This is a genomic window from Amycolatopsis balhimycina FH 1894, assembly GCF_000384295.1.
GTDB classification, from domain to species: Bacteria; Actinomycetota; Actinomycetes; order Mycobacteriales; family Pseudonocardiaceae; genus Amycolatopsis; species Amycolatopsis balhimycina.
Genome location: NZ_KB913037.1, coordinates 4,766,699 through 4,789,958, shown reverse-complemented (window position 1 = coordinate 4,789,958; position 23,260 = coordinate 4,766,699). Strand labels below are relative to the sequence as shown.

The window sequence follows — 23,260 nt, the reverse complement described above, 5'->3', positions numbered from 1 at the left end:
CATGCGTATTCGGCGCACGCTGGTCGGCCTGTCCACTTTGGTCACCGCGGTGGTGCTGACCGCCTGCTCGGCGACGAGCGGCACCGGGGAGGTCCGGCTGGCCGCCGACACCCCGTCGGCGCCTCAGGCCACGTCGGCGCCGTCCACTTCGACGCCGTCCACTTCGACGCCGTCCACTTCGGCCCCGGCGAAGGAGACCAAGGCGGCTCCGGCGAAAACGGCGAAACCGGCGATGGCGGCCGGGGTGCCGTGCACGATCACGGCGAAAGCCTGTGTGTCCCTTTCGGGCAAGCAGGCTTGGCTGCTCGACGAAGGCAAGATCGTGTACGGCCCGGTGAAAATGTTGCCGGGTAAGAAGGACGAGCCGACTCCGGTGGGCAGTTTTCACGTACAATACAAGGAAAAGATGCACCTCAGCACCGAGTTCAACGGTGCACCGATGCCGAACTCGGTCTTCTTCGCCCCCGGCGGCATCGCGTTCCACGAGGGCAGCCTCGGCAGGTACTCGGCCGGCTGCGTGCACCTCTCGAGCGCGGCGTCACTGAAGTTCTTCAACACCCTGGAGAAGGGCGATGTAGTCCAGGTCGTCCGTTAGGTCCGATCAGGACGTTCGCAGGCCGGCCGGGGTCGTTCCGGCCGCCGTCAGCGGCAGGCCGAGGGCGACGCGCTCGGTGAGCCACGGGCTCGGCCGGTAGCGCGGGTCCCCGGTGGCCGCGGCCAGGCCGCGCAGGATGCGCAGCACGACGTCGCCGCCGACGAGGTCGCCCCAGGCCAGCGGGCCGCGCGGGTAGCCGAGGCCGAGCCGGACCGCCGTGTCGATGTCCGCCGGGGTCGCCAGGTGCTGGCCCGCGATGAAGCACGCCGTGTTGACGATCGACGCCAGCAGCCGCTGCGCGATCGGGGCGGGCCCGTCGCGGACGACCGTCACCGGGTGGCCGGTCGCGGCCAGCGCGCCCCAGGCGGCGCGGCCCGCGGCCGGGTCGAGACCGGGGTGCACCGACATCGTCAGGCGGCGTTCGTAGCCGCCGAGCGGGTCGACGCCGGCGACGCGCTCCGGCGGCAGCCCGGCGCGGGCTGCGGCGTCCACAGTGGACTCGCCGTAGAGCGGCACGAGCAGGACCGAGTCCGGGTAGGCGTCGGACACCACCTGGACGCCCGCGGACGACAGCGCGCGGGCGAGGTGCTCGTCCGCGGTGAACACCGGGCTCGCCGGCTTCGGCGGCACCGCCGGGTCCTCGGCGACCCGTTGCTGCCCGTCGACGTAGGAGTAGAAGCCTTCGCCGTTCTTGCGTCCGAACAGCCCGGCGGCCACGCGCGGCCGGGTCAGCCACGACGGCCGCAGCCGCGGGTCGCCGTGGAAGCCGCTCCAGATGCTCTCCAGCACGGCGTGGGACACGTCGAGGCCGGTGAGGTCGAGCAGCTCGAACGGGCCGAGCTTCAGGCCGAGCACGTCGCGGGCGACGCGGTCGATGTCGGCGGGCCCGGCCAGCGCCTCGGCGAGGATCTGCAGCGCCTCGGTGTTCAGGCCGCGGCCGGCGTGGTTGACCAGGAAGCCGGGCGCGTCCTTCGCCAGCACCGGCTCGTGGCCCCAGCCGCGGACCAGTTCGAGCGCCTGGCCGGGCAGCCAGTCGCGGGTGCGGGCGCCGGGCACCACCTCCACCAGGCGCATCAGCGGCACCGGGTTGAAGAAGTGGAGGCCGACGAGCCTGCCGGGATCGGCCAGTTCGGCGGCGATCTCGGTGACCGACAGGGAACTGGTGTTCGTCGCGAAGATCGTCTCCTGTGGACAGACGCGCTCGAGGTCGGCGAACAGGGCACGCTTCGTCGCGAGGTCTTCCCGCACGGCTTCGAGCACCAGGTCGACGCCGTCCGCGGGGGCGGCGGGGGCGGCCACCGGCACCAGCCGGTCCTTGACCACTTGCGGGTCCTCGTCGAGCTTGCCCTTGGCGGCGAGCTTGTCGATCATCCCGCCGATGAACTCGACGGCCTTGGCGACGGCTTCGGGCTGGACGTCGGCCAGCTCGACAGTCACGCCCGCGGTCGCGGCGAGCTGGGCGATCCCGCGGCCCATCACCCCGGTCCCGATCACCCGGATCCTGCCGACCTTCCCGGCCCACCCCGTCACGTCGTGCCGCCTTCCGCCGTTGGACTCTCGCCTCAGCCTAGAGCCCGACGAACTCCGCCATCCGCCTCGCCGAGTGGGCGAAGAACGCGTCGGCCGGGTCGACGCTGCCGACGTACTGGCCGAACAGGTCGAAGCTGATCGCGCCGAACAGCTGGGTCCACGCCATGAGCAGCCGGGCCACGGTTTCGGGGCCGGCGATGATCCCGAGGACCTTCGTGAGTGCCTCGGCCTGGGCACGCAGCTCAGGCGGGACTTCGCCGTCGATCCCGCGCAGCTCGGTGTGGGTGAGCACCTTGACCAGGGCGAGCGCGACGCGGGCGGCCGGCACGACCGTCTCCTGCGGCGCCGCGTACCCGGGGATCGGCGAGCCGTAGATCAGCGCGTACTCGTGGGGGCGCGCGCGGGCCCAGTCGCGAGTTCCCTGCCAGATCGCCAGCCACCGATCGCGGGGCGCGCCCCGACCCGGGTCCGCCTTCTCCGCCGCCTCGCCGATCGCGTTGTAGGCGTCGACGATCAGCTCGGTCAGCAGCCGGTCGCGGCTCGGGAAGTACCGGTACAGCGCGGACGACACCATGCCCAGCTCCCGGGCCACCGCGCGCAGCGACAGCCCGTGCGCGCCGACCTCGGCGAGCTGGCGGCGGGCCTCGTCCTTGATCTCCTGGGTCAGTTCGGCGCGGGCACGTTCACGTGCTGTGCGGGTGGCGGTCATGGGGATCAGTGTGCCACGACGAGAGCAGCGCACAAAACAGAGAGCAGTGCTCTTGACAGCGTGCTCGCGAAGGTGTTCACTGCTCTTAACCGAGAGCACTGCTCTCCCGAAACTCCGGAGGACACCATGAACGACACCCGCTACATCCAGCCCGGCAAGTCCACCGACATCTTCAACAAGGTGGTCGCGAAGCTGACCGAGCTGGGCGTGAGCGTCTGGGGCAGCCGGGTGCTGACCGTCGTCGGCCGCAAGAGCGGCGAGCCGCGCTCGACCCCGGTCAACCTGCTGACCGTCGACGGCGTCCGCTACCTCGTCGCCCCGCGCGGTGAGACGCAGTGGGTGCGCAACCTGCGCGCCGCGGGCCAGGGCACGCTGCGCGTCGGGCGCCGCGTCGAGACGTTCACCTTCCGCGAGCTGGGCCACGACGAGAAGCCGGGCATCCTCCGCGCTTACCTCAAGCGCTGGAAGTTCGAGGTCGGCGTGTTCTTCGACGGCGTCGATGACAAGGCGTCCGACGAGAAGCTGCGCGAGATCGCGCCGGGCTACCCGATCTTCGAGATCTTCACGAAGTAGGTTTGCGCCGGGTCGCCGACGCCGCGACCAGGACCACGCCGACGAGGAACGCGGCGAGCCCGATGAGGAACCACAGCTTCTGGCCGGTCATGAAGCTGCCGGTGATGACACCGACGCCCTGCAGCACCCAGACGGCGCCGACGAGCACGAGCACGACCCCGGCCGCAAGGGTGATCCACCGCTTCATCCACCCAGTCTAGGCGCGGGACATCGCGATCGCCGGGGCGGTTAGGGCAGAGTTGCGGGTGTGCAGGACATCAGGGGGTCACTGAGGCGGCAGTCGCTGCTGGTCGCCCTCGTCTGCGTCGTCTGCGACGCCGCCCTGTTCAGCCTCCGCGGCCCGCTCGGCGAAGCCGGCTGGCGCGCCTGGGTGGTGCTGCTGGCCGGGATCGGCGTCAACGCGGCCCTCGCCGGGGCCGCGCGGTACTCCGGCTGGGTGGCGCTCGCGCACGCCCTGCTCTTCGCGGGCGCGCCGCTGCTGCTCTGCACCTGCCAGGGGTACGTCACCGGCAACAACGCCGGGCTCCTCATCGCCGGGTTCCGGGCCGGGGCCTGGCTGCGGCCGAAACCGGCCGTGCTCGCGCTCGGCGCGCTGCTCGCCGGCGTCACCGTCGGCTGCGTCGAAGGCGGCGGGCGCACGGCGGCCGACTGGCGGTTGATCGCGATCAACGTCAGTGTGCAGGCGCTGCTGCCGTGGCTGGTCGGCCGGTACACGACCGCCCGGCGCGCCTACATCGCCGACCTCGAACGCGAAGCCGCCGAACGCCGTCTGCACGAAGAGGAGGTCGTGCGGAGGGCCGTCACCGAGGAACGCACGACGATCGCCCGCGACCTGCACGACGTCATCTCCCACCACGTCAGCGCGATCGGCGTGCACGCCGGCGCGGCCCGGCTCGGCCTGCCCGACGGCGACTCGCCGGTCCGGAAGTCCCTCGGCGCGGTCGAATCGGCGAGCCGTTCGGCGATGGCCGACCTGCGCCGGCTCCTCGACCTCCTGCACGCCGAAACCACCGCCGCCCAACCGGGTCTGGACAACCTCGACGAGCTGGTCGAGACCGTCCGCGCGGCCGGCCTGCCGATCCGGCTGACCCTGCGCGGCGAACCCCGCGAGCTGCCGGGCTCCCTCGACGTCGCGCTGTACCGGATCGTGCAGGAGGCCCTGACCAACGCGCTGCGCCACGGCGAAGGCCCGGTCGAGGTGGAGCTGAACCACGGCCGCACCGAGGTCGTGCTCACGGTGACCAACGGGCTGCGGCCGGACCGCAGCCCGCCGAGCGAATACGCGCATCGCGGCCTGGCGGGGATCCGCCGGCGCGTCACGCTGTTCGGCGGCCAGGTCTCCTACGGCGAGGCCGGCGAGGACTGGCAGCTGCGCACGACCTTCCCGGTGGAGAGCACATGATCCGCGTCCTGCTGGCCGACGACCACGCGATGTTCCGGTCCGGGATGCGCGCGCTGCTGGACACCCAGCCCGACTTCACGTGCGTCGGCGAGGCGTCCGACGGCCGCGAAGCCGTCGCCGAGACCGCGCGCCTGCGTCCGGACGTCGCGGTCCTCGACGTCCGGATGCCCCGCCTCGACGGCCTCGCGGCGACCGAGGCCATCCTCGCCGCGCCGGGCAACGACACCCGCGTCCTCGTGCTCACGACCTACGACGCCGACGAGTACGTCTACCGGGCGCTGCGCGCGGGGGCGAGCGGGTTCCTGCTGAAGAGCCTGGCCCCGGAGGAACTGGTCGCGGCGATGCGGGTGGCGGCGCGCGGAGACGCGCTGATCGACCCGTCGGTGACGCGCCGGCTGGTGGCGAAGTTCGCGGCGGTCCTCGAACCGGCGGCCGCCGAACCCCCCGAGCTGGCCCGGCTGACGTCCCGCGAACGCGAGGTCCTGCTGCTCCTGGCGGGCGCGTGCAGCAACGCCGAGATCGCGCGGAAGCTGCACGTCGGCGAGGAGACCGTCAAGACGCACGTGTCGCGGGTGCTCTCGAAGCTCGGGCTGCCCGACCGCGTGCACGCCGTCGTTTACGCCTACCGCCACAAGCTCGTCCCGGGCGACTGAGAGAGGTTGGGAACGCCCCGACGCGGCGGGAGGGGTACGCGACAGTCGGGGCGTTCCCGGCACTGGAGGGGGTGGGTCAGCTCGTCGGGCGGGCCGAGTAGGTGCCGCCGCCGTTGCGGCGCTGGCCCGGCTGGCGCTGGCCCTGCTCGAAGCCCTTGCCCAGCGAGGTCGCCGTGGCCGTCTGGCCGTCCACCTTCGCCACCACCGTGATGTTCGTGTCGCCCGTCTTCACGTCGCCCGTCTTCTGGGTCGACGAGTCGATCGTGTACGTCTGCTTGTAGCCGTCCTTGCTGGTCAGCGTCACCGACGTGGCGCTCAGCTCGGTCACGTCGCCCGTCTGCAGACGCTCGGTCGTGTAGCCGCCGCTGCCGTTCGCCACGACGAAGTCGCCGTGCAGGGCGTCGCGCAGCGCTGTCATGCCGCCGCCGAAGCCGCCGCCGGGCATGCCCTGGCCGCGGAACTGGCCACCCGGGCCGCCGAAGCCGCCTGGGCCCTGCTGTGCCGAGTTGTCGGCGCTGCTGGTGCCCGCCCAGATCGCCGCGCCGCCGCCGGCCGCGATCACCACGGCGATACCCGCCGCGATCGCCGTCTTCTTGCCGGACCAGCCCTTCCTGGGCGGGGCGGCCGCGGGGTCACCCCAGTTCGCCGGAGCCGGCTCGCCCGGGGCCGGGGTGTTCGCGGCGGGGGCCGGTCCGCCTTCGGGCGGGGTGTTCGGGGTTGTCATCGTGTCCTCCGGTCGTACCCACACTGGATGAGGCCAGGTTCGCCGCCGTGGCTGTGTCCGAGCTGTGCGGAGCGTCAGCGGGCGCTGTGGCTCCCTTACCCGGGCGAACGACCTTCACAGGGAACGCACAGCGAGCGCACAGTGAGTCCTGAAGAGCCGCCGGGAAGATGGCACTATGACCGCTATGAACGCCACGTCACCAGGCCCCGGCAAGGCCGACCTGCGCCGCGCCGACGGGAGCCCCGTGCGGGTCCTCGTCGTCGACGACGAGGCGACGCTGGCCGAGCTCGTGTCGATGGCCCTGCGGATGGAGGGCTGGGAGGTGCGCAGCGCGGGCGACGGCACGGAGGCCGTCCGGATCGCGCGCGACTTCCGCCCCGACGCCGTCGTCCTCGACGTCATGCTCCCCGACTTCAGCGGCCTGGAGGTGCTGCGCCGGATGCGGTCCGAGGCGCCGAACCTGCCGGTGCTGTTCCTGACGGCGAAGGACGCGGTCGAGGACCGCATCGCCGGGCTCACCGCGGGTGGCGACGACTACGTCACCAAGCCGTTCAGCCTCGAAGAGGTGGCGCTGCGCCTGCGCGCGCTGCTGCGCCGGGCCGGCGGAGTGACCGGGGTGAGCGGGTCGACGCTGGTCGTCGGCGACCTCACCCTGGACGAGGACAGCCGCGAGGTGCACCGCGGCGGCGACCTGGTGCCGCTGACCGCCACCGAGTTCGAGCTGCTGCGCTACCTCATGCGCAACCCCAAGCGGGTGCTGTCGAAGGCCCAGATCCTGGACCGCGTCTGGAGCTACGACTTCGGCGGCCAGGCCAACATCGTCGAGCTCTACATCTCCTACCTGCGCAAGAAGATCGACGCCGACCGCGAGCCGATGATCCACACCATGCGGGGCGCCGGGTATGTCCTCAAGCCCGCAGGCTGAACCGAAGCGCGTCCGCCGGCCGTGGTCGCTGCGGCGGCGGCTGATCGTCCAGCTCGCCGCCCTGCTCGCGCTGGTGTGCCTGGTCGTCGGCGTGGTCACGGAGTTCGCGCTTTCCGAGTTCCTCGTCGGCCAGCAGGACAAGCGGCTCGCCGCGGCGAGCGACCGTGCCTCGCACATCGGGGAACGGCCGCCGCCCTGGACCTACCACGAGACGCCCCCGCCGCCGGACGCGCTGCGCGTGCTCGGCCAAGGCGACGGCACGCTCGCGGTCGTCACGTCCGGCTCGAAGGCCTCGGCCGCGGTGATCGACTCCGCAGCGGCCGGGGCGTCGAAGCGCAGGCCGCCGTTCAAGAGCGTTCCGCAGGACCAGGCCCTGCGCCTGCTGGCGCTGCCGTCCGACGGCAAGCAGCGCAGCATCGACCTGGGCGGCAACCTCGGCGAGTACCGCGTCGTCTCGACGACGTCGTCCACCGGTGAGAAGACGGTCATCGGCCTCCCGCTGAAGGACGTCAACGAGACGCTCTGGCAGCTCGGGTTCATCCTCGGCGGCGTCGCGCTCGCCGGGATCCTGGTGGCGGGCGCGGTCGGCGCGGCGACGATCCGCCGCACGATGCAGCCGCTCGACCGGCTGGCCGCGACCGCGACGCGCGTGTCGGAGCTGCCGCTGGACCGCGGCGAGGTGGCGCTGTCCGAACGCGTCCCGGAGGCGGACACCGACCCCGGCACCGAAGTCGGCAAGGTCGGCTCGGCGCTGAACCGGATGCTGCAGCACGTCGCGAACGCGCTCAGCGCCCGGCACGCGAGCGAAAACCGGGTCCGCCAGTTCGTCGCGGACGCGAGCCACGAGCTGCGGACGCCGCTGGCGGCGATCCGCGGCTACGCCGAGCTCACCCGCCGCAGCGGCGAGCAGGTGCCGCCGGACATCGCCTTCGCGATGAGCCGCGTCGAGTCCGAGTCGCGCCGGATGACGACGCTGGTGGAGGACCTGCTGCTGCTCGCCCGCCTCGATTCCGGACGGCCGGTGGTGCACGAGTGGGTGGACCTGAGCCGGCTGGTGGCCGACGCGGTCGCGGACGCGCACGTCGCGGGCCCGGACCACAAGTGGCTGCTGGACGTCCCGGGCGAGCCGCTCGGCGTCCTCGGCGACGCGGGCCAGCTGCACCAGGTGGTGATCAACGTGCTGGCCAACGCGCGCACGCACACGCCGCCGGGCACGACGGTGACGACCACACTGTCCACTTCGGACGGAATTGTCCGGCTCCGGGTGGCCGACGACGGCCCGGGCATCCCACCCGAGATCCTCCCGAACATCTTCGAGCGCTTCGCCCGCGGCGACAACTCGCGTTCGCGCGCGGCGGGGAGCACCGGCCTCGGACTGGCGATCGTGGCCGCGGTGGCCGGAGCGCACGGTGGCCGCGTCGGCGTCCAGAGCCGTCCGGGCCGCACGGAGTTCGAGATCAGCTTCCCGGAGGCACCGGCTCCCAGAGGTGCCCAAAGTCCGTGAATGGCACATTGAGGGACTCTACGTCCCTCAATGTGCCATTCACGGACTTCTGGTGTGACCGGGGTGGATGCACAGCCGGCACACAGGTTCGGCACAAGTTCACCACATGCGGCGCCGACACGGTGAACGCCATGACGACCACGCTGTCGGCGCCCGAACACGCCCAGCCCGCGCCCCAGGCCGCCCGGAAACCCCGGTGGGTCAAGCCTTCCGTGACCGCCCTGCTGCTCGGCACCGGCCTGCTCTACCTGTGGGACCTGGCGGAAAACCGCTGGGGCAACGACTTCTACGCGATGGCCGTGCAGGCCGGGACGGGGAACTGGAAGGCGCTGTTCTTCGGTTCGCTCGATCCGGGCAACGTCGTCACCGTGGACAAACCGCCGTTTTCCCTGTGGCTCATGGGGTTGTCCGGCCGGATCTTCGGCTTCTCCAGCTGGAGCCTGCTCGTACCGGACGCGCTCGCCGGGGTCGCGTCGGTCGGCCTGCTCTACCTCGCCGTGCGGCGGCTGTCCGGGCCGGGTGCCGGGCTGCTGGCCGGGGCCGCGCTCGCGCTGACCCCGGTCGCCGCGCTGATGTTCCGCTACGACAACCCCGACGCGTTCCTCGTGCTGCTGCTCGTCGCCGGCGCGTACTGCGTCGTGCGCGCGCTGGAGCACGCGAGCACGAAGTGGCTCGTGCTCGCCGGGGTCGCGATCGGGTTCGGTTTCCTCGACAAGATGCTGCAGGCGTTCGTCGTCCTGCCCGCGTTCGTGCTGACCTACGCCGTCGCGGCGCCGACGTCGCCCGGGCGGCGGATAGGGCAGCTGTTCGCCGCCGCGGGCGCGGTGCTCGTCTCCGCCGGCTGGTGGGTCGTGGCCGTCGCGCTGTGGCCGGTCGCGGACCGGCCCTACATCAGCGGGTCGACCGACAACACCGTGCTGGAACTGGCCTTCGGCTACAACGGCCTCGGCCGCATCTTCGGCGAAGGCCGCGGCGGTGGCGGCGGCGGGACGTTCGCCCCGCCGTCCGGGGCCCGCGGCGGGTTCGGCGGATTCGGCGGGCAGACCGGGCTGACGCGGTTGTTCGGCGGCGAGTTCGGCGGCGAAGCGTCGTGGCTGCTGCCCGCGGCGCTGCTCGGCCTGGCCGCCGGGCTCTGGTTCACCCGCCGCGCGCCGCGCACCGACCGGACGCGGGCGGCGCTGCTGCTGTGGGGCGGCTGGCTGGTCGTCACCACGCTCGTGTTCAGCTACATGAGCGGCATCATCCACCCGTACTACACGGTCGCGCTGGCCCCCGGGATCGCCGCCACGCTGGGGATCTCCGCGCGTGAGCTCTGGCGCGGCCGGGCGAACTTCGCGGCCCGCGCGGTGCTGGCCGTCATGCTCGCGGTGACCGCGGTCTGGGGGTTCGTGCTCCTCGCGCGGACGCCGGACTGGCAGCCGTGGGTGCGCTACGCGCTTCTCGTGCTCAGCGCGGCCGCGGTGGTGGCGCTGCTCTTCGGTGCCGATCGGTTCCGGCGGCTGGGCCCGGTCGTGGCCGCACTCGGCCTGTGCGGCGCACTGCTCGGGACCACGTCCTTCACGCTGGCCACGGCGTCGACCGCCCATTCCGGCGGGACGCCGTCGTCCGGGCCGGCCGTCGCGAGTGGACGCGGCTTCGGCGGTGGCCCGCGGGGCTTCGGCGCGGGTCAGGCCGACACGGCGGTGATCGACCTGCTGAAGAACACGACGACGAAGTGGGCGGCGGCGCAGAGCGGCGCGATGCAGTCGGCCGGGCTGGCGCTGGAGAGCGGACGGCCGGTGCTCGCGATCGGCGGGTTCAGCGGCAGCGACCCCGCGCCGACGCTGCGGCAGTTCCAGCAGTACGTCGCCGATGGTGACATCCGTTACTACGTCGCCGGTGGGCGAGGCGGCTTCGGGGGCGGCCGGGGGACCGCGGGCGAGATCCAGGCCTGGGTCGAGCAGAGCTTCGCCCCGGTCACCGTCGGGGGCACGACCGTCTACGATCTGGCTAAATCTATCGCTTGATCGAAATAGGAGGATTTGTTTCAGGCGTGTTAACAGTCGGGGAATCATTCCCCGAATCGCGGAACCGTGCGGTATCGACGGATTCGGACAGGTGTTCGATCGTTGCTCCGACCGGCCGCATATCGCGAACGATTGTTCGGAAATAGTGGATAGCCGTCCGTGCCGAGCCCGGCACTCCGCGCTGTCGCTGTAACGACTGGGAACTATCACTTGTGCAGTTGCACGGTGGTAGGACACGTGCGGGCCGCGATCTTGGCCGGGCGGCCGACAGAAAACACCCCGAAACTGATGGTGAACAGCGTCGATGTTGCTGGTTGACCCACTTGATGGTCACTCGTTCGGATGCACTACCGGGGCGTTGTGGGGATCTTGTGCTAGTCGCTAGGCTCTCCGCCGGGAGAGGGACAAGGGGTGGCTGATCCGGTGCGTTGAGCGCTGGCTTTTTCACTGGACGTAGGTGCTCCCTGTCCTCGTTCTCTCGTCATGACCCGATCAGGTGGGAACGGAAGCGAGCAGCGATGACCGTGCGCGGTGGCGCAGCTCGGCCCGACCCCCCTCCTCGTGGTGACGACCTGTAACCCCCGAGCACCGCAGTCCCCCCTTCGGCACGCACCACTCCACTTCCCCCGCAACCTGGAGTCTCGTTGTGATTTCCCGTCCTCGCCCCCGTCTGCTGACGGTGCTCCTGACCCTGCTCACCCTCGCCGGGGTCACCGCGCTCTCCGGGTGCAGTGACAGTTCCGCGACGGGCAGCGGCAGCAAGATCACCATCGGGTTCAGCGCCTGGCCGGGCTGGTTCCCCTGGCAGGTGGCGCAGGAACAGGGTCTCTTCGCCAAGAACGGCGTCAACGTCGACCTCAAGTACTTCGACAACTACACCGACAGCATCAACGCGCTGGCCAGCGGCGCCATCGACGCCAACAGCCAGACCCTCAACGACACGCTGTCGTCGGTCTCCGGCGGCGCCAAGCTGTCGATCGTGCTGGTGAACGACAACTCCACCGGCAACGACAAGATCATCGCGCGGGACGGGATCACCAGCATCGCCGACCTCAAGGGCAAGAAGGTCGCTGTCGAGCAGGGTGCGGTCGACCACTACCTGCTGCTGCTGGCGCTGCAGTCGGCGAAGATGACCGAAAAGGACATCCAGCTCGTCAACCTCCCGACCGATGCCGCGGCCGCGGCGTTCAAGAGCGGCCAGGTCGACGCGGTCGCCGCGTTCGCGCCGTTCACCTCCACGGCGCTGGAGCGCGCGGGCAGCCGCGCGATCTCCTCGTCGGCCGAGTTCCCCGGCGCCATCCCGGACCACCTCGTCACGTCGCAGAAGCTGGTCAAGGACCACCCGAAGGACGTCCAGGCGCTGGTGAACACCTGGTTCGAGACGCTGACCTGGATCAAGAACAACAAGGACGCGGCCGTGAAGATCATGGCCAAGCGCGGTGGCGTGTCCGAAGCGGACTACAAGTCCTACGACGCCGGCACCACGATCTTCACGCGGCAGCAGAACATCGACGCGTTCACCCCGGGTGTCACCCCGCAGCACCTCGACTTCCAGGCGAACAAGATCATCGACTTCATCACCGGCAACGGGCTCGCCCAGCAGCGGCCGTCGCTCGACGGGTTGTTCGACGACCAGTTCGTGAAGGCCGCGCCGCAGTGACCGGTCCCACCCAGCGCACCACACCGGCGGCGACCCCGGCCGACGAGCGGGCCGCCGAGGCGCTCGAGGCCGAGCAGCGGCTCGCCGAACAGCAGGAGTCCGCCCGGGGCGGCGGCAGGCCGGACTGGTCGCCGCTGCCCCGCCGGGCCGGGCTGAAGCCGTCCGTTTCGCCGCTGTTTTCCCTGCGCACGCCGATTTCCGCGGCGGCCCGCTGGACGCTGGCGGTGCTGTCGTTCGCGATCCCGTTCCTCGCCTGGGTCGCGCTGAGCGTCAGCGGTGCCGTCGACTCGACGTTCCTGCCGTCCCCGGCCGCGGTGCTCAAGGCCGGAGTGGACATGGCGAGCACCGGCGAGCTCTTCGACGACCTCTGGACGACCACCCAGCGGGTGCTCGAAGGCTTCGGCCTCGCCGTGCTGATCTCGGTGCCGCTCGGCATCCTGATGGGCACCTTCACCGCCGGGCAGGCGTTCTTCGAGCCGCTGATCGGGCTGCTGCGCTACCTGCCGGCGAGCGCGTTCATCCCGCTGCTGATCATCTGGCTCGGCCTCGGCGAACCGTCGAAGATCGCCATCCTGTTCATCGGGACGGTCTTCTTCAACACGCTGATGACCGCCGACGTCGTGCGCGGCGTGCCGCACTCGCTCATCGACGTCTCCTACACCCTCGGCGCGCGCCGAGGCGAGGTGCTGCGCAAGATCGTCGTGCCGCACTCGCTGCCGGGCATGCTCGACGCGATCCGGGTCAACGCCGCCGCGGCGTGGAACTTCGTGGTCGTCGCCGAGCTGATCAACTCCTCGGCGGGCCTCGGCTACCGGATCGTCCGCGCGCAGCGGTTCCTGCAGACGGACAAGATCTTCGCGGTGCTCGTGGTCATCGGGCTCGCCGGGCTCGCCATCGACGTCCTGCTGCGCCTGCTGCGCACCCGGGTCGGGAAGTGGGCGGCATGACGCTGGAACTGCGGAACGTCGCCAAGGACTACACCGTCCGCGGCAAGGTCACGCGCGCCCTCGACGGCGTCGACCTCGACGTGCGGCGCGGCGAGTTCGTCTGCGTCGTCGGCGCGAGCGGCTCGGGCAAGTCGACGCTGCTGTCGCTGGTGGCCGGGCTCAGCCGGCCGACCGAGGGCGAGATCGTGCTCGACGGCGTCCCCGTCACCGGGCCCGGCCCGGACCGCGGGCTCGTCTTCCAGCACGGCGCGCTCTACCCCTGGCGCAGCGTCGAGAAGAACGTCGCGTTCGGACTCGAGCTGCTGCCGATCGACGCCGCCGAACGCGCCAAGCGCGTCGACTGGTACCTGGCCGAAACCGGGCTCGACGCCGTGCGCCGGTCGCTGCCGAAGCAGCTCTCCGGCGGCCAGAAGCAACGCGTCGCGATCGCGCGGGCACTGGCCTGCGAACCGGAAGTCCTGCTGCTGGACGAACCCTTCGGCGCCCTGGACGTCCAGACCAAAGAGGACATGCAGGTGCTCATCCGCCAGGTGTGGGCGGACACCGGCACCACGGTGCTGATGGTCACCCACGACGTCGAGGAAGCGGTGTTCCTCGGCGGCCGGGTGGTGGTGCTCGCCTCCGACCCCGGCCGGATCGCGGCCGACGTCGAGGTGGCGCTGCCGGCCGAGCGGGATCTGGCGGTGAAGCGTGAGCCGGGGTTCCTCGCGCTGCGTGCCCGGATCGAGGACTTGGTCCGGGAGCAGCACCGCGGCCACGTCAGCCGGGTTGCCGCGGTCGAGTGAGAACGGAAGACGGGAAGGTGGCGGGATGAGACACGGCAGGTCGGCCGCGCAACGGGCCGGCGGCGGGGGCTTTCTCGCCCGGCTCGGCATTCGCGGCAAGCTGAACCTGCTGCTGCTGCCCCCGCTGATCGCGGTGGCACTGGTGTCGGTGCCGTTCGTGCTGACCCAGGCGAACAGCGCCGGCGCGGCGTCGCAGTCGGCGACCGTGGCGCGGTACACCCAGCAGCTCGGCGGGCTGGTCTGGCAGCTGCAGCGTGAGCGGTTGCTGACGGGTGCGTTCGTCGCGTCGCCGTCGATGGCCGCCGACCAGATGCTCCAGCAGCGGAAGGCGGTCGACGCGACGGTCGACGACGTGCGGAAGTCGCTCGACGCCGACGCGCCGGACGAGCTGTCCGCGGCGCTGACCCGGATCGGCTCCCTCGCCGAGCTGCGGCAGAACGCGGAGCGCCGCGGTGTCGCGCTGGACAGCGTCGCCCGCACCTACCACGCGGTGATCGGCGCGGTAATCGATGCCTTGCGGCTCGTCCCGCAGCTCACCGACGATGCCGAGGGCACCCGGGAGCTGTCCGCGCTGGAGGCACTGCTGCGCGCGAACGAGGAGAACTCGTTGCGGGGCATGGCGTTGATCGTGACCGCGGTGTCGCCCGAGGCCGGCCGGTCCATCCTGGACGACGCGACCCAGCAGGCGCCGATCTTCACCGACCGGTTCGTCCAGCAGGCCGACGACGAGACCGACAGCTCGCAGGCCGCCCTGGTCGTCAACGTCGAGGCGAGCGAAGCCGGCCGGAAGGTCGAGGAACTCGCTTCCCAGGTCGGCAATCCGCGAGACGCGGCAGGCACCGTCAAGTACGTCGCCGACGTCCTCGCCGCTTCGGAAAGCCAAGCGGGGCAACGCAAACTGGTCCAGGAACGGGTCATCGGCGAGATCGCCGACTCGGCGACCAGCCGGGCGAGCGCCGCGACCCGGCTGGCGTGGACGGTCGGTCTCGGCGCGGGCGGGCTGTTCCTGCTGGTCGCCTTCCTCGCCGTCGCGGTCTCCCGCTCGATCGCCGGTCCGCTGCGCCAGCTGACCACCGCGGCGACGTCGGTCGCCGACCTCGCCGGCACCGAGCTCGTCCGCGTGACCGACACCGAGGAGGCCGAGGAGCAGATCCCGCGGCTGGCCACCATCGACGTCGTCTCCGCCGACGAGCTCGGCCAGCTGGCCGCCGCGTTCAACCGGGTCCAGACCACCGCGGCCGAACTGGTCGAACGGCAGGCGCTCACCCGGCGCAACACCAGCCTGATGTTCGCGAACGTCGCGAAGCGCACGCAGAACCTCGTCGGCCGCCAGCTCGCCCTGATCGACGAGGTCGAGCGCAACGAGCAGGACACCCGGCTGCTGGCCAGCCTCTACCGGCTCGACCACCTCTCCACCCGCCTGCGCCGGAACGCGGACAACCTGCTCGTGGTGTCCGGCACCCGCGACGAGACCCGGATCGCCGGCCCGATCGAGCTGTCGACCGCGCTGCGCTCGGCGCTCGCGGAGATCGAGGACTACCAGCGCGTCAGGCTCGGTGTCGTCGCGGAAATCCTGCTGTCGTCGGCACTCGGCGCCGACCTGGTGCTCGTGTTCGCGGAACTGCTGGAGAACGCGACGTCGTTCTCGCCGCCGGGCTCGATGGTCGAGGTGGACACCATGCACCTCGCCGACGGCGCCTTGCTGGTGAGCATCGTCGACCACGGCATCGGCATGACCGCGGAGAAGCTGGCCGAGGAGAACCGGCGGCTCGTCGAGCGCGAGCGCCTGGAGCTCGCGCCGACCAGTGTGCTCGGCCTGTTCGTGGTCGGCCGCCTGGCGCGGCGCCACGAGCTCGGCGTCGAGCTGCTCGCGACGCCGACCACCGGCGGCGTGACCGCGCGGCTGACCATCCCGGGGGCGCTGTTCAGCCACCGCACCGCGCTGCGCCCGAAGAGCGAGCCGGCGCCGGTGATCCCCGCGCAGGCCGTGCCCGCGAGCGCTCCGCGGCACGCGGCACCGGCTGCGCTGTCCACTTTGGACGAGTTCCGGCCGCTCGCGATCGAACCGGCACCCGAACCGGTCCGCGAACGGCTCACCGAGCTGCCGGCGCCGGCGATCCCGGCGCTGCTCGGCCACGGCAACGGCTTCCGCTGGTTCCGCGAGCTGGAACCGGTGTGGCCGGACGCCGAACCCGACGTCAGGCCGGCCGAAGAACCCGCGACCGGCACCGACGGCGAAAACCGCGGCGGGCTGCGCCGCCGCGTCCGCGGCGCCCAGCTGCCCAGCCCCGGCACGTCGGCGCCGACGGCCGACGAGAGCAAACCGCGTCACGACCCGGAAGCGACCAAGGCCGCGATGGACGGCTTCGCGAGCGCCTTCGCGAAGGCCGCCGAGGTCAGCGCGCTGACGACCGACCTGCCGCCCTCGCCGCCCACCATCGTGACCAAACCCGTGTCACCTCTCCCGGTCCGCGTCCCCGTGGACGCGCCGCTGGTGGCCACGGCCCCGATCAGCGCCGCCGAGCAGTCGCGCGACGGCCTGATCCGCCGTGTCCCCGGCGCCCAGCTCGCCCCCGGCCTGCGCCAGCAGACCGCGGGGCGGCCGATCGCCCGAGCCGTCGCCAACCGCACCAGGCGGGACCCGGCGGCCGAGCGAGCGGCGTTCGACGCGTTCTCCGCAGGCCTCGCCAAGGCGGAGGACGTTACGGCAGACAGCCCGCCCCAAGGCGTGGTCGCCGGTCGTGTGATGGAACGAGGAGAAGAGAGCAGGAAATGAGCATCCCCGCACCTGGCGTCAGTGTCGAAGCCCAGAACTTCAACTGGCTGGTGAGCCGCTTCGCGCAGCACACCGCGGGCGCGATAGCCGCCATCGCGGTCTCGGCCGACGGCCTGCTGATCGCGATGTCGACGGAGCTCGAGCGCTCCAACGCCGACCGCCTCGCCGCGATCTCCTCCGCCATGCTCGGCCTCGCCCACGGCGTCTCCGAAAGCCACCCGCTCGGCTCACCCGACAAGGTGATCATCGAGCTGGAGCACGGCTACCTGCTCGTCTGCACGATCAGCATCGGCTGCTCGCTCGGCGTCCTCGCCAACAAGCAGGCCAGCCTCGGGACCATCGCCTACGAGATGGCGATGTTCGCCAACCGCGCCACCGAGGTCCTCACGCCCGGGCTCATCGAGGAGCTGAAGAACACCGTCGGAATGTGACAGCGGCGCCCCGCGCCTCCGTCGAGGGCGGTGGTGGGGGCATGGATGGAGTAAGGGAGCGACGCGATGACCGAAGAACCGGACATCTCGCTGCTGCGGCCGTACCTGATGACCTCGGGACGGGCCCAGCCGGTCGACCAGAGCCTCGAAATCGAGGCGCAGGTCATGACGTCCCGCCTCGGCGCGGCGTCGCACCCGAAGCTCACGTTCGAACGCCAGGAGATCGTTTCCCTCTGCCGGAACACGATGTCGGTCGCCGAGGTGGCCGCCATGCTCGGCCTGCACATCGGCGTGGCCAGGGTGCTGGTGGCCGACCTCGCCGAGCTGGGCTACGTCGTCGTCCGGCGTCCGGGCAACCACAACTCGCACGACCTCGGCATGATCGAAAGGGTCATTCGTGGACTCGAAGCCATTCACTGAACCGGGCACCCGGCCGCCGGCCCCGGTCAAGATCGTCATCGCGGGCGGCTTCGGCGTCGGCAAGACGACGGCGGTGTCGTCCATCTCGGAGATCAAGCCGCTCACGACCGAGGCCGCGATCACCTCGGTGGCGGCGTCCGTGGACCGCACCGGGCACGTCCCGGCCAAGACCACGACGACGGTCGCGCTCGACTTCGGCTGCATCACGATCGACGAAGAGGTCAAGCTGTACCTGTTCGGCACGCCCGGCCAGGACCGCTTCGGCTTCATGTGGCAGGACCTGGTCCACGGCGCGCTGGGCGCGCTGGTGATCGTGGACACCCGCCGCATGGACGACTGCTACCCGGCGGTCGACTACTTCGAGAACGCGGGCCTGCCGTTCGTGGTGGCGGTGAACATGTTCGACGGATCGCTGGGCCACAACCTGGAGGACATCCGGTGGGCACTGGCGGTCAGCGACGACGTCCCGCTGATCACCTTCGACGCCCGGCAGAAGCTGTCGGTGCGCGACGCGCTGCTGGCGGTGCTGCACAACACGTTCAAGAAGGCCAGGGCGCAGGCGGGCGCGGGTGCCTGAGCGGGGCCCGCTACACTGATCCACGGACCCCGCGCGGCGTCCACCCTGTGAACTTCCCCAGGGCCGGAAGGCAGCAAGGATAAGCAGGCTCTGACGGGTGCGCGGGGTCCCCTTCGTTTCGGCTCCGGCTCTCGGGGCTTCGCCCCTTCGCCGGGCCTTCTCTTCGTCCTTTCGCCCGGGGGCCGAGCCCCCGGACCCCCACGGTGCCTCCCGCGCGGCCTGGGTGGTCTGCCGCAGCTCGGGTCGTCCTGCGGTTCGCGAGGTCTGCCGCGGTTCAAACGCCCCAATGTGGCATTGGGGCGCTGGGGCTGGGGCTGGGGCTCAGAACAGGCCCAGGATGTCTTCCGGCGGCTTCGGGGGCGGTGGTGCGTCCGCGTCCGTGATCGGTGCCGCCTTGCCCGCCAGTTTCCGCAGCTCCGCGCCGTACACGCACCTCGCCGGGAACGCCGCCGAGGCGGTGCGGGCCGCGATCTCCGCCGCCGGGAGCTGCCCGGCCGAAGCCGCGAGCACCAGGTTGCCGAAACGGCGGCCGCGCAGCACGCCCGGGTCCGCCAGCAGCAGGACTTCCGGAAACACCGGCAGCAGCGTCGCCAGGAACCGGCGGGCGAACGGGAGGCCCGAGCCGTCCGTGATGTTCGCCAGGTAGAGGCCGTTGGGGCGCAGGATTCCCGCGATCGCCTTCGCCGCTTCCAGCGTCGCCAGGCCGCCGGCCAGCGTCGCGCGCTCGAACGCGTCGACCACCACCAGGTCCGCCGAATCGTCGCGGCGCGTCGCCAGGCCCGCGCGGCCGTCCGTCACCCGGACGCGCAGGCCCGGGACCCGCAGCCCCAGCTGGGCGCGGACCAGTTCCACCAGCTCGCCGTCGGCGTCGAACACCAGCTGCCGCGATCCCGGGCGGGTCGCGGCCACGTAGCGCGGCAGCGTGCACGCCGCGCCGCCGATGTGCAGCGCCTCCACCGGACCCGGCGGCAGCCGGTCCACCACGTCCCCGAACCGGCGGACGTAGTCGAACTCCAGGTGGGCCGGGTCGTCGAGGTCGACGTACGACTGCGCGACCCCGTCGACCGACACCAGCCAGGCGTTGCCGCGGCCGGCGTCCCTGACCAGTTCCGCGGTCCCGAACCGCACCGGGTACGGCCCGGGCACCGGATCGGCTTTCCGCGTACGGCTCACGAAGTCCGAGGTTATCGGAAACATTCCGACCGGCCCCGCGATAAGGAACTGAACGATCATCGATCGAGGGGGTTTTCCTTGCGTGCAAACGCAGTAATCGTCGCTGCGGCACTCGCCGCCGGCGTCTTCGCGGCACCGGCTGCCGCCGACGTCCTGCCCGATCGGGCCCAGGCCGTCTCGCTGCTGGAGACCGGCGGCCCCGGCGTGGCCAGGGCCGCCGAAGCGGCGTTGCTCGGCTCGCCCGCCGATCTGCAGGCCTTCCTGGCCACCGGCCGCCAGCGGGCCCAGGACGACGACGAGCGGGTCCTCGTCGCCCAGGCCCTGTCCGCCGGCGGCCCGGTCACCAAGCGCGCCGCCCAGCAGGCGCTCAGCGGCACCCAGGCCGACATCCGCGAGTTCCTGGCCCACGGCTTGGCCCAGGCCCGGATCGCGGACGATCGGATCGCCGTCGGCCAGGCCATGAGCACCGGCGGCCCGACGGTCAACGCCGCGGCCCAGAAGGCGCTCGACGGCACGCCCGCCGACGTCCGGGCGTTCCTCGAGACCGGCCTGCAGCAGGCGAAGGACATCGACGAGCGCATCACCGCGAACCAGGCGCTCGCCGCCGGCGGGCCCGAGGTCAAGGCCGCCGCGCAGACGGCGCTCGACGGCACCCCGGACGACGTCCGGTACTTCCTCTCCCTCTGGCGGAAGGTCGCCGCGGACGGCGACGCCGAGATCGCCGCGGTCAAGTCCGAGGTCGACTTCGCCAAGGCGGCCGCGGCCAGGCACAGCGCCATCGGCGTCAACCTCGCCCGGAGCCGCGCGAACACGATCGCGAACGACGCCCGGACGGCGAACACGAACCGGCTGGCCGCCCAGCGGGCCAAGGGCCAGCAGGACGGCAGGGCCGCCGCGGCCGCCGAAGCCGCCGCACAGCAGCAGGCCCGCGAGGCCGCGGCGCGCGCCGCGCAGGCCAAGGCGGACAACGACAAGCTGCTCGCCGACGCGGCCGACCCGGCGCTGACCGTGCCGAACGGCCGCCGCGCGTCGGCCTACCTGCTGCGCAACGGCGGTGCCGCGGTCAAGAACGCCGCTCGCGCCGCGCTGAGCGGTTCCGACGACGACGTCGTCACGTTCGTGCGCAGCGGTCTCGCCGTCGCGCAGGAGTCGGACGACCGTGCCGCCGTCGCGGCGATCGCGGCCGACGCTTCGGCTCGTCCCGGACTGCGTCAGGCGGCTCGTGACGCGCTCGCTGGGCCGTACGCCGGTGTAGCCGCGCTGCTGCGCACCGGCGACTACCCGGGCCGCGACACCGACGACCGCGTCGAGGTCAACCAGATCATGGCGGCCGGCGGCCCGGCGACGAAGTCGTGGGGCCAGCAGGCGCTCGACGGCACCGTCGCCGACGTCCGCGAGTTCCTCGCCCACGGTCAGCACGACGCGCACCTGGTCGACCTGGACATCTACGTGACCCGGACGCTGTCCGACGGCCCCGAGGTCGACGCCGTCGCGCAGGGCGTGCTGGACGGCCCGCGGTCGGGTCTGCAGCCCTACCTGGACAACGAGCTGCCCAGGGCGCGGGCGCGGGACGCCTTCACCGCGCAGCACGTCGCCAAGGTGAACGCGCTCCTGGCCCAGCTGCCCTGACCGCACGGCGAAGGTTGTCGGACCCTGCCGGTACCCTCGCGAGGTGGCTCTCGCGCTGTACCGCAAGTACCGTCCGGCAACCTTCGCCGAGGTCGTCGGGCAGGAGCATGTGACCGAACCCCTCCGCACGGCGTTGTCCGCCGGGCGGATCAACCACGCCTACCTCTTCTCCGGCCCGCGCGGCTGCGGGAAGACGTCGAGCGCGCGCATCATGGCGCGCTCGCTGAACTGCGTCCAGGGACCGACGCCGGACCCCTGCGGCGAGTGCAGCTCCTGCAAGGCGCTCGCGCCGGAGGGCTCGGGCAGCGTCGACGTCACGGAGCTCGACGCCGCCAGCCACGGTGGTGTCGACGACGCCCGCGAGCTGCGCGACAAGGCGTTCTACGCCCCGGCCGAGTCGCGCTACCGCGTGTTCATCATCGACGAGGCGCACATGGTCACCACGCAGGGCTTCAACGCCCTGCTGAAGATCGTGGAAGAGCCGCCGGAACACGTCATCTTCATCTTCGCGACCACCGAGCCGGAAAAGGTCCTCCCCACCATCCGCTCGCGCACGCACCACTACCCGTTCCGGCTGATCCCGCCGGGCTCGATGCGCAGCCTGCTGGAGCGCAACATCGCGGCCGAGGGCGTCGAGGTCGAGCCGGCGGTGTACCCGCTGGTCATCCGGGCGGGCGGTGGCTCGGCGCGTGACACGCAGTCGGTGCTCGACCAGCTGCTCGCCGGCGCGGGCCCGGAAGGCGTTTCGTACTCGCGGGCGGTCGCGCTGCTGGGCGTCACCGACGTCGCGCTGATCGACGACATGGTCGACGCACTGGCGACCGAGGACGCCGCCACGGTGTTCGGCACGGTCGAGAAGCTGACCGAGGCCGGGCACGACCCGCGCCGGTTCGCCACCGACCTGCTCGACCGGCTGCGCGACCTGGTGCTGCTGCGCGCGGTCCCGGAGTCCGCGGGCGGGCTGGTGTCCGCGCCGGAGGAGGAGCTGTCGCGGATGGTCGCGCAGGCCGAGCGGATCGGCCTCGCCACGCTCTCGCGCTACGCCGACATTGTCCACAATGGACTCCTGGAGATGCGGGGCGCGACGTCGCCGCGGCTCGTGCTCGAGCTGTTGAGCGCGCGGATGCTGCTGCCGTCGGTGGCCGAAGCGGAGAAGGCGCTGCTGGCCCGGCTCGAGCGGCTGGAGCGCCGCGCGACCGCGCCCGCGGCTCCGGTCGAGGGTGGTGTCGAGCCGCCGCTGCGCGCGGCTCCGGAGCGAGCGTTCTCCCGGCCTTCGCAGCGTCCGGCTTCCGCGGGTCCGGCGCCGGTGCCCGAGCCGGTCAAGCCGCCGGCCCGGCCGGCCGCCGAGCCGGCCCCGGTGGCCAGGCCCGCCGACGACGGCTCGAGCGCTCCGCGGACGCCCGCAAGCGGCCCGTCCGCTCCGGCGGCTGCCTCCGCTCAGCCGGGTGGCGACTCGGGTGGCGCGCGTCCGGCCGCTGCCTCCGCCCCCGCCGCTCAGCCGGGCGATGGCGGCTGGGGCGCGGTGCGTACGCCGGGTGGCGGTACGCCCACGCCCGAGGCTTCGAGCGCCCCCGCGTCTTCCGACGGTGGCCCGTCCGCCCCGGCGCCGGAGGCCGCTCCCGCGGCGACGGGCGGGATGGACGCCGCCGCGCTCCGGAACGTCTGGCCGCAGCTGATGACCGCGTTGCGCAAGTTCACCGGTGGCCGCAGCATCGAGGCGATGCTGACCCAGGCCGCGGTGGCGAGCGTCGAGGGCAACGCCGTGACGCTGACCCACAAGTCCGAGCCACTGGCCCGGCGCCTGTCCGACCAGGACAACGCCCGCAAGATCGCCGGCGCGCTGACCGACGTCCTGGGCGGCGAGTGGCAGGTCCGCTGCGTCCCCGGCAACGCCTCGGCCGCGCCCGCCGCCCGCTCGCAGCAGGCGGCACCCGCGCCGGAGCGGTCGTTCACGCGCCAGTCGGCGGCGGCCGCGCCCGCGGCCCCCGCCGAGCCCGCACGCCCGGTGACCCCGCCTCCGCCGGCGCGCCCGAAGGTCACGACGGCCGAGCCGGACATCCCGCTGCCCCCGGAACCGTCCGACGAAGACGACGAGGACCTCTACAACGAGGACGCCAGCCCGGCCCCGCCGCCACCCCCGCCCCCGCCGGACAAGGACCCGGACGAACTGGCCCGCAAACTCCTGGCGGACCACCTCGGCGCCCGCCCCCTGGACTGACACCGGGCGGCCGTGTCGACCCT

21 protein-coding genes and 1 other RNA gene are annotated in these 23,260 nt (G+C 72.2%); 17 read left to right on the top strand and 5 right to left on the bottom strand.

Annotated features, from left to right (window positions below; translation table 11 throughout):
• The first annotated feature begins 1 nt into the window (after position 1).
• Complete coding sequence (locus tag A3CE_RS0121265) at positions 2–595, top strand: L,D-transpeptidase (RefSeq protein WP_020642132.1); 594 nt, start codon at positions 2–4, stop codon at positions 593–595.
• 6 nt (positions 596–601) lie between these two features.
• On the opposite strand, the gene A3CE_RS0121260 is transcribed toward A3CE_RS0121265, so the two are convergent.
• Positions 602–2,125, bottom strand: a complete 1,524-nt coding sequence (locus A3CE_RS0121260; protein ID WP_020642131.1) for a 3-hydroxyacyl-CoA dehydrogenase — start codon at positions 2,123–2,125, stop codon at positions 602–604.
• A gap of 37 nt (positions 2,126–2,162) precedes the next feature.
• Positions 2,163–2,834, bottom strand: coding sequence for a TetR/AcrR family transcriptional regulator (locus A3CE_RS0121255; RefSeq protein ID WP_020642130.1), 672 nt, complete (start codon positions 2,832–2,834; stop codon positions 2,163–2,165).
• A 126-nt stretch (positions 2,835–2,960) separates the two neighbouring features.
• On the opposite strand from A3CE_RS0121255, the gene A3CE_RS0121250 reads away from it, so the two are divergent.
• The gene (locus tag A3CE_RS0121250; protein ID WP_020642129.1) at positions 2,961–3,407 is read left to right on the top strand and encodes a nitroreductase family deazaflavin-dependent oxidoreductase; all 447 of its coding nucleotides are present in this window, start codon (positions 2,961–2,963) and stop codon (positions 3,405–3,407) included.
• Here A3CE_RS0121250 and A3CE_RS0121245 read toward each other — a convergent pair.
• Positions 3,397–3,594: a hypothetical protein gene (locus A3CE_RS0121245; RefSeq protein WP_020642128.1), complete on the bottom strand. Its 198-nt coding sequence runs from the start codon at positions 3,592–3,594 to the stop codon at positions 3,397–3,399. The genes A3CE_RS0121250 and A3CE_RS0121245 overlap by 11 nt on opposite strands.
• A gap of 60 nt (positions 3,595–3,654) precedes the next feature.
• Here A3CE_RS0121245 and A3CE_RS0121240 point away from each other — a divergent pair, with 60 nt between their 5' ends.
• Complete coding sequence (locus A3CE_RS0121240) at positions 3,655–4,809, top strand: sensor histidine kinase (RefSeq protein ID WP_020642127.1); 1,155 nt, start codon at positions 3,655–3,657, stop codon at positions 4,807–4,809.
• Complete coding sequence (locus tag A3CE_RS0121235) at positions 4,806–5,462, top strand: response regulator (protein ID WP_020642126.1); 657 nt, start codon at positions 4,806–4,808, stop codon at positions 5,460–5,462. The genes A3CE_RS0121240 and A3CE_RS0121235 overlap by 4 nt, the downstream gene beginning before the upstream one ends.
• Before the next feature lie 76 nt (positions 5,463–5,538).
• On the opposite strand, the gene A3CE_RS0121230 is transcribed toward A3CE_RS0121235, so the two are convergent.
• The gene (locus tag A3CE_RS0121230; protein ID WP_020642125.1) at positions 5,539–6,186 is read right to left on the bottom strand and encodes a hypothetical protein; all 648 of its coding nucleotides are present in this window, start codon (positions 6,184–6,186) and stop codon (positions 5,539–5,541) included.
• Positions 6,187–6,361: 175 nt separating this feature from the next.
• On the opposite strand from A3CE_RS0121230, the gene A3CE_RS0121225 reads away from it, so the two are divergent.
• The 11 genes from A3CE_RS0121225 (at position 6,362) to ffs (ending at position 18,333) form a co-directional block, all read left to right on the top strand.
• Positions 6,362–7,111 carry a response regulator transcription factor gene (locus A3CE_RS0121225; RefSeq protein ID WP_026468710.1) on the top strand — a complete coding sequence of 250 codons (750 nt, stop codon included), beginning with the start codon at positions 6,362–6,364 and terminating at the stop codon, positions 7,109–7,111.
• Positions 7,089–8,615 carry a sensor histidine kinase gene (locus tag A3CE_RS0121220; protein ID WP_020642123.1) on the top strand — a complete coding sequence of 509 codons (1,527 nt, stop codon included), beginning with the start codon at positions 7,089–7,091 and terminating at the stop codon, positions 8,613–8,615. Before A3CE_RS0121225 ends, A3CE_RS0121220 begins: the two co-directional genes overlap by 23 nt.
• 131 nt (positions 8,616–8,746) lie before the next feature.
• Positions 8,747–10,621, top strand: a complete 1,875-nt coding sequence (locus A3CE_RS0121215) for a glycosyltransferase family 39 protein (RefSeq protein WP_020642122.1) — start codon at positions 8,747–8,749, stop codon at positions 10,619–10,621.
• Between the two features lie 646 nt (positions 10,622–11,267).
• Positions 11,268–12,281, top strand: a complete 1,014-nt coding sequence (locus tag A3CE_RS0121210) for an ABC transporter substrate-binding protein (protein ID WP_051183779.1) — start codon at positions 11,268–11,270, stop codon at positions 12,279–12,281.
• Complete coding sequence (locus tag A3CE_RS0121205; RefSeq protein ID WP_020642120.1) at positions 12,278–13,228, top strand: ABC transporter permease; 951 nt, start codon at positions 12,278–12,280, stop codon at positions 13,226–13,228. Before A3CE_RS0121210 ends, A3CE_RS0121205 begins: the two co-directional genes overlap by 4 nt.
• Positions 13,225–14,013 carry an ABC transporter ATP-binding protein gene (locus A3CE_RS0121200; RefSeq protein WP_026468709.1) on the top strand — a complete coding sequence of 263 codons (789 nt, stop codon included), beginning with the start codon at positions 13,225–13,227 and terminating at the stop codon, positions 14,011–14,013. The genes A3CE_RS0121205 and A3CE_RS0121200 overlap by 4 nt, the downstream gene beginning before the upstream one ends.
• A 25-nt stretch (positions 14,014–14,038) precedes the next feature.
• Positions 14,039–16,789: a sensor histidine kinase gene (locus A3CE_RS0121195; protein WP_020642118.1), complete on the top strand. Its 2,751-nt coding sequence runs from the start codon at positions 14,039–14,041 to the stop codon at positions 16,787–16,789.
• Positions 16,786–17,220 carry a roadblock/LC7 domain-containing protein gene (locus tag A3CE_RS0121190; protein ID WP_020642117.1) on the top strand — a complete coding sequence of 145 codons (435 nt, stop codon included), beginning with the start codon at positions 16,786–16,788 and terminating at the stop codon, positions 17,218–17,220. The genes A3CE_RS0121195 and A3CE_RS0121190 overlap by 4 nt, the downstream gene beginning before the upstream one ends.
• A gap of 66 nt (positions 17,221–17,286) precedes the next feature.
• Complete coding sequence (locus A3CE_RS0121185; protein ID WP_020642116.1) at positions 17,287–17,640, top strand: DUF742 domain-containing protein; 354 nt, start codon at positions 17,287–17,289, stop codon at positions 17,638–17,640.
• Positions 17,618–18,217: a GTP-binding protein gene (locus A3CE_RS0121180; RefSeq protein ID WP_020642115.1), complete on the top strand. Its 600-nt coding sequence runs from the start codon at positions 17,618–17,620 to the stop codon at positions 18,215–18,217. The genes A3CE_RS0121185 and A3CE_RS0121180 overlap by 23 nt, the downstream gene beginning before the upstream one ends.
• A gap of 21 nt (positions 18,218–18,238) precedes the next feature.
• Positions 18,239–18,333, top strand: an RNA gene (gene ffs / locus A3CE_RS54020) — signal recognition particle sRNA small type.
• Between the two features lie 205 nt (positions 18,334–18,538).
• On the opposite strand, the gene A3CE_RS0121175 is transcribed toward ffs, so the two are convergent.
• Positions 18,539–19,414, bottom strand: a complete 876-nt coding sequence (locus tag A3CE_RS0121175) for a spermidine synthase (RefSeq protein WP_185839812.1) — start codon at positions 19,412–19,414, stop codon at positions 18,539–18,541.
• A 54-nt stretch (positions 19,415–19,468) separates the two neighbouring features.
• On the opposite strand from A3CE_RS0121175, the gene A3CE_RS51460 reads away from it, so the two are divergent.
• Together A3CE_RS51460 and A3CE_RS0121165 are read left to right on the top strand one after the other, a co-directional pair.
• Positions 19,469–21,019: an ALF repeat-containing protein gene (locus tag A3CE_RS51460; RefSeq protein ID WP_020642113.1), complete on the top strand. Its 1,551-nt coding sequence runs from the start codon at positions 19,469–19,471 to the stop codon at positions 21,017–21,019.
• A 43-nt stretch (positions 21,020–21,062) separates the two neighbouring features.
• A complete protein-coding gene (locus tag A3CE_RS0121165) occupies positions 21,063–23,237 on the top strand; it encodes a DNA polymerase III subunit gamma and tau (protein WP_020642112.1) in 2,175 nt (724 codons plus the stop codon).
• Positions 23,238–23,260 lie beyond the last annotated feature (23 nt).